This window comes from Cesiribacter andamanensis AMV16 (assembly GCF_000348925.1).
GTDB lineage: Bacteria > Bacteroidota > Bacteroidia > Cytophagales > Cyclobacteriaceae > Cesiribacter > Cesiribacter andamanensis.
Genome location: NZ_AODQ01000203.1, coordinates 1 through 4,531 on the forward strand (window position 1 = coordinate 1; position 4,531 = coordinate 4,531).

The following is a 4,531-nucleotide window of genomic DNA, read 5'->3' on the forward strand; positions in this document are numbered from 1 at the left end:
TATGCCTGAGCATTCTCCCGCTCTTTGGCCGGCTGGTGCAGAAGTGGTTTCAGAACTACCTGGCCGTGCAATGCTGGAGCATTACGCTGATCATTCTGGATAACATCGTGGTTCTCTACCGGAACCTCAGCCAGCACCAGCTGGGGCTGATGCACGGCCTGTCCGTGTCCGAGGCAGTCGAAAAGCTGGACATGCTCCTGATCACCCTGCTGATCGCTCTCTTGTACTTCATGGTTCCCTACCTGACCTCCCTTTTTGTCGGCCAGACACATAGCGCGGTCTACCCGGCGCGGGTGCTGGCCACCAGTGCCGGAGCCGCCATTCTGGCCGCTAGGGGGGCAGCTGCCTTCAGCGGAGCCGGTACCCTCCCGGCAGCGGCCTCCCTCGGCAGCAGCTCGGCAGGCTGGAGCAAAGAGGTCCTGCAGGGCGGGGGCTCATCCGAGGGCGGGGAACAGCCTCCTGCACACAGGGGCGGTGCCGGACAGTCGATTCCCATACGACAGTAAACATTCACCCCAATCCTATTCCAAATGGCACATTCCTTAAAAGACTTTGACAGCAGCTTCGATGTATTGAAAAAGATCACCATCGGCACGATCCTGCTTTCCTTTGTGCTTCTGTTGCTCCTGGGCGGGTATATCCTGCTGCAGGAACGACGCCGAAGTGAGCGCGTGTATGTGGTCACTGACCTGGGAACGCTACCGGCCCTGCGGCAGGCGGAGCGGGAAATCTCCATTTTCGAGGCGCGCAACCAGGTAAAGCTTTTTCTGCATACCATGTTCGCCCACCATGCCGCCAACTACCAGCAGCAGGTAGAGGCAGGCCTCCATCTGATCGATAAAGCCGGAGGACAGCGCATCGTGCATGACTTCAGTAAGGGAGAGGTGTACCAGAATTACGTCCGCCTGGGTACCCGGACGACGATACAGGTGGATTCCGTACTGATCGACATGAAAGCACGCCCCATTGCCGGCCGGGCCTATGCCCGGCAGACCATCTACCTGGGGGAGAAAAAGCGGGAGTTTCCCATCGGGATCCAGTTCGAGCTGATCGAAACTTACCGAAGTGAGCAAAATCCCTATGGCCTGCTGATCCAGAACTTCGACTATATCCTTTATGAGCCCAGGGCTGAACATGCCCGCTGATTCCGCCCTATTTTTTAACCCTAACCCCAGTTTGTATGAACCCAACTTCCTTACTTCTGACGGGTCTCCTCCTGGCACCGCTTGCCGGACAGCCACAGGAGTTCTCCAAGGTCTCCGCTCCTGAAACTTCCTCGCCAGATACGCTTTTTGTAACCGATACCGAAACCACCTATCTGCTCTTTCCCAGAGAAGTTGAGCTGGTAGATATTGGACGGCCGGGTGACTATTTTGCCAGGATTGAAGGGCAAAGCGTTTTCCTGAAGGCCCGCAGCAAACAGTCGGGCTCCACCAACCTGCTGGTACGCTTCGGGGCTTCCTACTACACGGCACGCCTGGCGGTAGCCGAAGGCCCAGCCGGACGCCTCTATGATCTGCGTGGCATTGCCGGAGGGGAAGGGGTTAGCCGGCTGGGGAGTGCCGGGAAAGTGGCAGAAGATCCTGCCATGATCCGCGCTTCCCTGCTTCACCTTCGGGAACTGCCCCATCGGCATGCCACGCCGCGAAATACCCGCGATGGTTTGCAGCTGCGGTTGTCGCAGCTGCAGATCAGGGGGGAGGTGCTTTACCTGGGCCTTACGCTTCGCAACGGCACATCTATCGCTTATGTCCCGGACTTTGTTGGCTTCACCTACCTGGAACGAAGGGGCAGGCGCTTTTCCCGCAACAACCGCTACCAGAAGGAGGTGCGGCCGATAAGTGAGCTGGCCCCGGATAGAATCCCTTCCCGGGAAGAGCACACGCTCTGGTATGCGCTGCCCCTTTATGCCATGAGCTCCCGCGGTCGACTCCAGCTGCAGTTCCGGGAAAGGGAGGGCGGCCGGGCTTTACGAATCCTGCTCCCTGCCAGATGGATCAACCAGGCACCTTCTTTCCCTGATGGCCATGGATACTAAGCCTAAGCGACTGGGGGAGTGGATGCGCCGGCACTGGCTACCCTTAAGTGCAGGTCTGATGGGCCTTCTCCTGCTGGGAGCCATGGCGCTGGGCAGCATCCGCCGATTCCAGGCAACCACTCCTATTGCCAGTATCGCCCCGGACCAGCCTGCGTCAGGGCAATCCCCGCCCTCCCGCCTTGACCGCTACCGAAAGGAGTTAGAGGATATCAACCGGCAGCATGCCCGGCGGCAGCGCTCCCTTGAAACCATCATTTCGATGGACTTCGGGAGCATGAGCACTGGCGATACGCCCACGGAAGCAGCTGGTAATTCCCTTCCTCCTGAACCTGCGGAACAAGCAGAGGCTAATAGCAGGGCACTGCCGGATAGCGCAGTACAGGCTGCCCGGCATGACTCGCCTTCCCTTCCACAGCAGGCCAGGAGGCCGCGCCAGCAGCAGCCGGCTTCACTTGCGCCTGTACCAGGCCCTGCAGATCCCTTTCAGACGGTGCGGGCAAAAGCTCAGGAGGAGGATATTTCGCAGCAAAAGGGGGGCTTCTATAGTGTCCTGGTGCATGGGGATCAAAAGCTGCTGCCTAACGCAACGCTTTGCCTGCGACTGCAGGAGGAAATTGCGATAGGGGAACACCGCTTCCCACGCCATACGCTGCTGTATGGAAGGCTTAGTTTGGCTGGGGGCGGTCGTCTGAAGGTCCGCATCGCTAGCATTGGTTCGCTGCCCCTGCGCCTGCGCGTCTATGACCAGGATTTCCAGGAGGGCATTGCGTACCTGCAGGAGGAGCCCCTGCCATCGGCCCTGGCGGAAAGCCGCGATGATGCGCTTGATCAAATGCTTTTTTCCTTGCCCTATGGTGGTGTGGCCAGTGGCCTTGCCGGCCTGGGCAGAAATCTCCTGCGGAAGAGCCGCAGGGGAAAATCCTTATTCCTGGCAGACGGCTACCCGCTGTTTGTCGCTCCTGATTCTGACTAATTCTTAAACCTGTATTCCAATGAAAGCTATCCAACTGAAAAAATCACTTTGTCTACTGCTGGTACTGCTGGCCTTTTCCGCCACCCGGCCCCTGCAGGCCCAGTTTGTAGTTTATGACCCGGTCCAGTTTACGAACATGGTCAAAAGCCTGGCCAATGAAGTGCAGCTGATCTCCACAGCCGCCAAAACGCTGCAGGAGACCAAGGATATCCTGAACACGGCCATCCGCACCAAGCAGGAAATCGAGAACATCTACCGCCTGCAGTGGCAGGTGCAGGAAGCCCTCAAAGTAGCCCAGGGCATTAAAGACCTTAAATGGTCCGATCTGGATGAGCTGACCCGGGCAGCCATGGGCCTGGTGGAGGATCCGCTGGTCTACCTGCCGGAGCTGACGGGAACCGACCGTCTGCGGCAGGTCCTGCAGCGGGAGCCTACGCTCCAGACAACCCGCCAGCTGCATGGCCTGTTGGTGGGGATCAGTTCGCAGACCGGGCCCCTGCAGGACCTTGTCGCTTATGAGGCCATTAGCCGGGAGACCACGCTGAGCCAGTTTGCACTGGCCGAGATGCGGGAACAAAAGCAAATTCAGGCAGCCCTGTCCTATGCCCAACTGGCAGACGACATGATCTACCAGGCCCGTGAGCTAATGGAGGCTGTCAAGCGGGATCAGCGCTTCAGCATGAACGAAGCCGAACGCTTGCACAGCCTGCGGCAGTGCCAGGAAGTAATGCTGAAAAGCATGGAGATCAAGCTGGAGGCCGATCAGCTGTTGCGCTCCGTTACCGAACAGCCCTCCCGGGCCCGGGAAGAGCTGCTTCAATCCTACCGTAATCAACTGCTACGAAAAGCACTGGCAGAGGAACCCCAGATGAAGTACGGACAGCCTTAGGAGAACGCTTGTCCCTGTTGACGGCCTGCTGGAAAAGGAGTTGAACTTTTTCGAAAGTAGGATACAGTCAAAAGGGATTGTCGAAAGCCCCCAGGCCCCGGAAAATGATCTAGGGCTAGGGATGTCGGCAAGGGGTTGCCGGATAGGCCTGGAAGCGATAAGGAAGCTGCTGTTAGAGATCTATACCTGCCGAAACGTATGAAAACAGCCCGCAAAGAGATCAAAATATCAACTTCCGTCCATGCGCTTCTCGTGCGGGAGGCGGACGAATGGGGACTGACCCATAGGGAATACACCGAGGCGGTTATCCAGTACTTTGCCAGCCGGCGGCTCGATCCCAAAAGCGTGAAAGAAGGACTGGCCTGGGGCCTACAGGATGCCCTGGACAAAGGCGTCGAACGGATCATCGGCCTGCTGGCCCGACAGGAGGGGGAACACCTGCAGACGGTGTTGGAAAGCCTCCGGGAAATTCTGCACGAACAGATTAATGGCCGCATCCTGCTGGAGATCCTGCTCAATAACCTCCACCAGCTCTCCAGGCTGGAGCAGGAAGAGCTCGAGCAGCTGGTCAGTAAAACAGCCGGTTTGCCCGCCAGCGAAAAGCTTCTATTCTCAAGGCACACAGGGGATA

The 4,531-nt window shown here is 58.2% G+C and carries 5 protein-coding genes; all 5 read left to right on the top strand.

The genetic code is table 11. The features are described 5' to 3' along the window. Positions 1-506 (top strand): hypothetical protein (locus tag ADICEAN_RS20255; protein WP_040398538.1); only part of this gene is annotated, 506 nt, incomplete at its 5' end. A gap of 24 nt (positions 507-530) precedes the next feature. Next, positions 531-1,145, top strand: coding sequence for a transposase (locus ADICEAN_RS20260; protein WP_009197542.1), 615 nt, complete (start codon positions 531-533; stop codon positions 1,143-1,145). 35 nt (positions 1,146-1,180) lie between these two features. Next, positions 1,181-2,038: a DUF4138 domain-containing protein gene (locus ADICEAN_RS20265; RefSeq protein ID WP_009197543.1), complete on the top strand. Its 858-nt coding sequence runs from the start codon at positions 1,181-1,183 to the stop codon at positions 2,036-2,038. Then, a complete protein-coding gene (traM, locus tag ADICEAN_RS20270; protein WP_009197544.1) occupies positions 2,028-3,011 on the top strand; it encodes a conjugative transposon protein TraM in 984 nt (327 codons plus the stop codon). The genes ADICEAN_RS20265 and traM overlap by 11 nt, the downstream gene beginning before the upstream one ends. Before the next feature lie 19 nt (positions 3,012-3,030). Continuing rightward, entirely contained in the window at positions 3,031-3,900 is an 870-nt protein-coding gene (locus ADICEAN_RS20275; RefSeq protein WP_009197545.1) for a hypothetical protein, read from the top strand. Positions 3,901-4,531 lie beyond the last annotated feature (631 nt).